This is a genomic window from Streptococcus sp. UMB0029 (genome assembly GCF_002871495.1).
Classification (GTDB): domain Bacteria; phylum Bacillota; class Bacilli; order Lactobacillales; family Streptococcaceae; genus Streptococcus.
The window spans coordinates 1-4762 of record NZ_PNGD01000027.1 but is presented as its reverse complement, the minus strand read 5'-3'; the positions used below and the strand labels follow the sequence as shown (position 1 = coordinate 4762).

Annotated in this window: 1 tRNA gene and 2 rRNA genes; all 3 read left to right on the top strand. The window is 50.2% G+C overall.

The annotated features are described in order from the left end of the window. The first annotated feature begins 48 nt into the window (after positions 1–48). Positions 49–1594 (top strand): 16S ribosomal RNA (locus CJ239_RS11415). 51 nt (positions 1595–1645) lie between these two features. Further along, a tRNA-Ala gene (locus CJ239_RS11410) sits at positions 1646–1718 on the top strand. A 121-nt stretch (positions 1719–1839) separates the two neighbouring features. Then, positions 1840–4740: ribosomal RNA gene (locus tag CJ239_RS11405) — 23S ribosomal RNA — on the top strand. The 16S and 23S rRNA genes sit together here with 1 tRNA gene alongside, the layout of an rRNA operon. Positions 4741–4762 lie beyond the last annotated feature (22 nt).

The following is a 4762-nucleotide window of genomic DNA, read 5'->3' as shown; positions in this document are numbered from 1 at the left end:
AAAAAACAATAAATCTGTCAGTGACAGAAATGAGTGAGAACTCAAACTTTTAATGAGAGTTTGATCCTGGCTCAGGACGAACGCTGGCGGCGTGCCTAATACATGCAAGTAGAACGCTGAAGGAGGAGCTTGCTTCTCTGGATGAGTTGCGAACGGGTGAGTAACGCGTAGGTAACCTGCCTGGTAGCGGGGGATAACTATTGGAAACGATAGCTAATACCGCATAATAGTAGATGTTGCATGACATTTGCTTAAAAGGTGCAATTGCATCACTACCAGATGGACCTGCGTTGTATTAGCTAGTTGGTGGGGTAACGGCTCACCAAGGCGACGATACATAGCCGACCTGAGAGGGTGATCGGCCACACTGGGACTGAGACACGGCCCAGACTCCTACGGGAGGCAGCAGTAGGGAATCTTCGGCAATGGACGGAAGTCTGACCGAGCAACGCCGCGTGAGTGAAGAAGGTTTTCGGATCGTAAAGCTCTGTTGTAAGAGAAGAACGAGTGTGAGAGTGGAAAGTTCACACTGTGACGGTATCTTACCAGAAAGGGACGGCTAACTACGTGCCAGCAGCCGCGGTAATACGTAGGTCCCGAGCGTTGTCCGGATTTATTGGGCGTAAAGCGAGCGCAGGCGGTTAGATAAGTCTGAAGTTAAAGGCTGTGGCTTAACCATAGTACGCTTTGGAAACTGTTTAACTTGAGTGCAAGAGGGGAGAGTGGAATTCCATGTGTAGCGGTGAAATGCGTAGATATATGGAGGAACACCGGTGGCGAAAGCGGCTCTCTGGCTTGTAACTGACGCTGAGGCTCGAAAGCGTGGGGAGCAAACAGGATTAGATACCCTGGTAGTCCACGCCGTAAACGATGAGTGCTAGGTGTTAGACCCTTTCCGGGGTTTAGTGCCGTAGCTAACGCATTAAGCACTCCGCCTGGGGAGTACGACCGCAAGGTTGAAACTCAAAGGAATTGACGGGGGCCCGCACAAGCGGTGGAGCATGTGGTTTAATTCGAAGCAACGCGAAGAACCTTACCAGGTCTTGACATCCCTCTGACCGCTCTAGAGATAGAGCTTTCCTTCGGGACAGAGGTGACAGGTGGTGCATGGTTGTCGTCAGCTCGTGTCGTGAGATGTTGGGTTAAGTCCCGCAACGAGCGCAACCCCTATTGTTAGTTGCCATCATTGAGTTGGGCACTCTAGCGAGACTGCCGGTAATAAACCGGAGGAAGGTGGGGATGACGTCAAATCATCATGCCCCTTATGACCTGGGCTACACACGTGCTACAATGGCTGGTACAACGAGTCGCAAGCCGGTGACGGCAAGCTAATCTCTTAAAGCCAGTCTCAGTTCGGATTGTAGGCTGCAACTCGCCTACATGAAGTCGGAATCGCTAGTAATCGCGGATCAGCACGCCGCGGTGAATACGTTCCCGGGCCTTGTACACACCGCCCGTCACACCACGAGAGTTTGTAACACCCGAAGTCGGTGAGGTAACCGTAAGGAGCCAGCCGCCTAAGGTGGGATAGATGATTGGGGTGAAGTCGTAACAAGGTAGCCGTATCGGAAGGTGCGGCTGGATCACCTCCTTTCTAAGGATAAGGAACTGCGCATTGGTCTTGTTTAGTCTTGAGAGGTCTTGTGGGGCCTTAGCTCAGCTGGGAGAGCGCCTGCTTTGCACGCAGGAGGTCAGCGGTTCGATCCCGCTAGGCTCCATTGGTGAGAGATCACCAAGTAATGCACATTGAAAATTGAATATCTATATCAAATAGTAACAAGAAAATAAACCGAAACGCTGTAGTATTAAAAGAGTTTATGACTGAAAGGTCAAAAATAAGGTTAAGTTAATAAGGGCGCACGGTGGATGCCTTGGCACTAGGAGCCGAAGAAGGACGTGACAAACGACGATATGCCTTGGGTAGCTGTAAGTAAGCGATGATCCAGGGATTTCCGAATGGGGGAACCCAACAGGTACTACCTGTTACCCACATCTGTTAAGGATGTGAGGAGGAAGACGCAGTGAACTGAAACATCTAAGTAGCTGCAGGAAGAGAAAGCAAAAGCGATTGCCTTAGTAGCGGCGAGCGAAACGGCAGAAGGGCAAACCGAAGAGTTTACTCTTCGGGGTTGTAGGACTGCAATGTGGACTCAAAGATTATAGAAGAATGATTTGGGAAGATCAGCCAAAGAGAGTAATAGCCTCGTATTTAAAATAGTCTTTGTACCTAGCAGTATCCTGAGTACGGCGGGACACGCGAAATCCCGTCGGAATCTGGGAGGACCATCTCCCAACCCTAAATACTCCCTAGTGACCGATAGTGAACCAGTACCGTGAGGGAAAGGTGAAAAGCACCCCGGGAGGGGAGTGAAATAGAACCTGAAACCGTGTGCCTACAACAAGTTCGAGCCCGTTAATGGGTGAGAGCGTGCCTTTTGTAGAATGAACCGGCGAGTTACGTTATGATGCGAGGTTAAGTTGAAGAAACGGAGCCGTAGGGAAACCGAGTCTGAATAGGGCGAATTAGTATCATGACGTAGACCCGAAACCATGTGACCTACCCATGAGCAGGTTGAAGGTGCGGTAAGACGCACTGGAGGACCGAACCAGGGCACGTTGAAAAGTGCTTGGATGACTTGTGGGTAGCGGAGAAATTCCAAACGAACTTGGAGATAGCTGGTTCTCTCCGAAATAGCTTTAGGGCTAGCGTCGACATTAAGATTCTTGGAGGTAGAGCACTGTTTGGGTGAGGGGTCCATCCCGGATTACCAATCTCAGATAAACTCCGAATGCCAATGAATTATGGTCGGCAGTCAGACTGCGAGTGCTAAGATCCGTAGTCGAAAGGGAAACAGCCCAGACCACCAGCTAAGGTCCCAAAATAATTGTTAAGTGGAAAAGGATGTGGGGTTGCACAGACAACTAGGATGTTAGCTTAGAAGCAGCTATTCATTCAAAGAGTGCGTAATAGCTCACTAGTCGAGTGACCCTGCGCCGAAAATGTACCGGGGCTAAAACAATTTACCGAAGCTGTGGATACCTTTATAGGTATGGTAGGAGAGCGTTCTATGTGTGATGAAGGTGTACCGTGAGGAGTGCTGGAACGCATAGAAGTGAGAATGCCGGTATGAGTAGCGAAAGACAGGTGAGAATCCTGTCCACCGTAAGACTAAGGTTTCCAGGGGAAGGCTCGTCCGCCCTGGGTTAGTCGGGACCTAAGGAGAGACCGAAAGGTGTATCCGATGGACAACAGGTTGATATTCCTGTACTAGAGTATGTAGTGATGGAGGGACGCAGTAGGCTAACTAAAGCAGACGATTGGAAGTGTCTGTCTAAGCAGTGAGGTGTGAACTGAGTTAAATGCTTAGTTCTATAACATTGAGCTGTGATGGGGAGCGAAGTTTAGTAGCGAAGTTAGTGACGTCACACTGCCAAGAAAAGCTTCTAGCGTTTAAACATACTCTACCCGTACCGCAAACCGACACAGGTAGTCGAGGCGAGTAGCCTCAGGTGAGCGAGAGAACTCTCGTTAAGGAACTCGGCAAAATGACCCCGTAACTTCGGGAGAAGGGGTGCTGACTTTAAGTCAGCCGCAGTGAATAGGCCCAAGCAACTGTTTATCAAAAACATAGCTCTCTGCTAAATCGTAAGATGATGTATAGGGGGTGACGCCTGCCCGGTGCTGGAAGGTTAAGAGGAGTGCTTAGCGCAAGCGAAGGTATGAATTGAAGCCCCAGTAAACGGCGGCCGTAACTATAACGGTCCTAAGGTAGCGAAATTCCTTGTCGGGTAAGTTCCGACCCGCACGAAAGGCGTAATGATTTGGGCACTGTCTCAACGAGAGACTCGGTGAAATTTTAGTACCTGTGAAGATGCAGGTTACCCGCGACAGGACGGAAAGACCCCATGGAGCTTTACTGCAGTTTGATATTGAGTGTCTGTACCACATGTACAGGATAGGTAGGAGTCTACGAGATCGGGACGCCAGTTTCGAAGGAGACGTTGTTGGGATACTACCCTTGTGTTATGGCCACTCTAACCCAGATAGGTGATCCCTATCGGAGACAGTGTCTGACGGGCAGTTTGACTGGGGCGGTCGCCTCCTAAAAGGTAACGGAGGCGCCCAAAGGTTCCCTCAGAATGGTTGGAAATCATTCGCAGAGTGTAAAGGTATAAGGGAGCTTGACTGCGAGAGCTACAACTCGAGCAGGGACGAAAGTCGGGCTTAGTGATCCGGTGGTTCCGTATGGAAGGGCCATCGCTCAACGGATAAAAGCTACCCTGGGGATAACAGGCTTATCTCCCCCAAGAGTTCACATCGACGGGGAGGTTTGGCACCTCGATGTCGGCTCGTCGCATCCTGGGGCTGTAGTCGGTCCCAAGGGTTGGGCTGTTCGCCCATTAAAGCGGCACGCGAGCTGGGTTCAGAACGTCGTGAGACAGTTCGGTCCCTATCCGTCGCGGGCGTAGGAAATTTGAGAGGATCTGCTCCTAGTACGAGAGGACCAGAGTGGACTTACCGCTGGTGTACCAGTTGTCTTGCCAAAGGCATCGCTGGGTAGCTATGTAGGGAAGGGATAAACGCTGAAAGCATCTAAGTGTGAAACCCACCTCAAGATGAGATTTCCCATGATTTTATATCAGTAAGAGCCCTGAGAGATGATCAGGTAGATAGGTTAGAAGTGGAAGTGTGGCGACACATGTAGCGGACTAATACTAATAGCTCGAGGACTTATCCAAAGTAACTGAGAATATGAAAGCG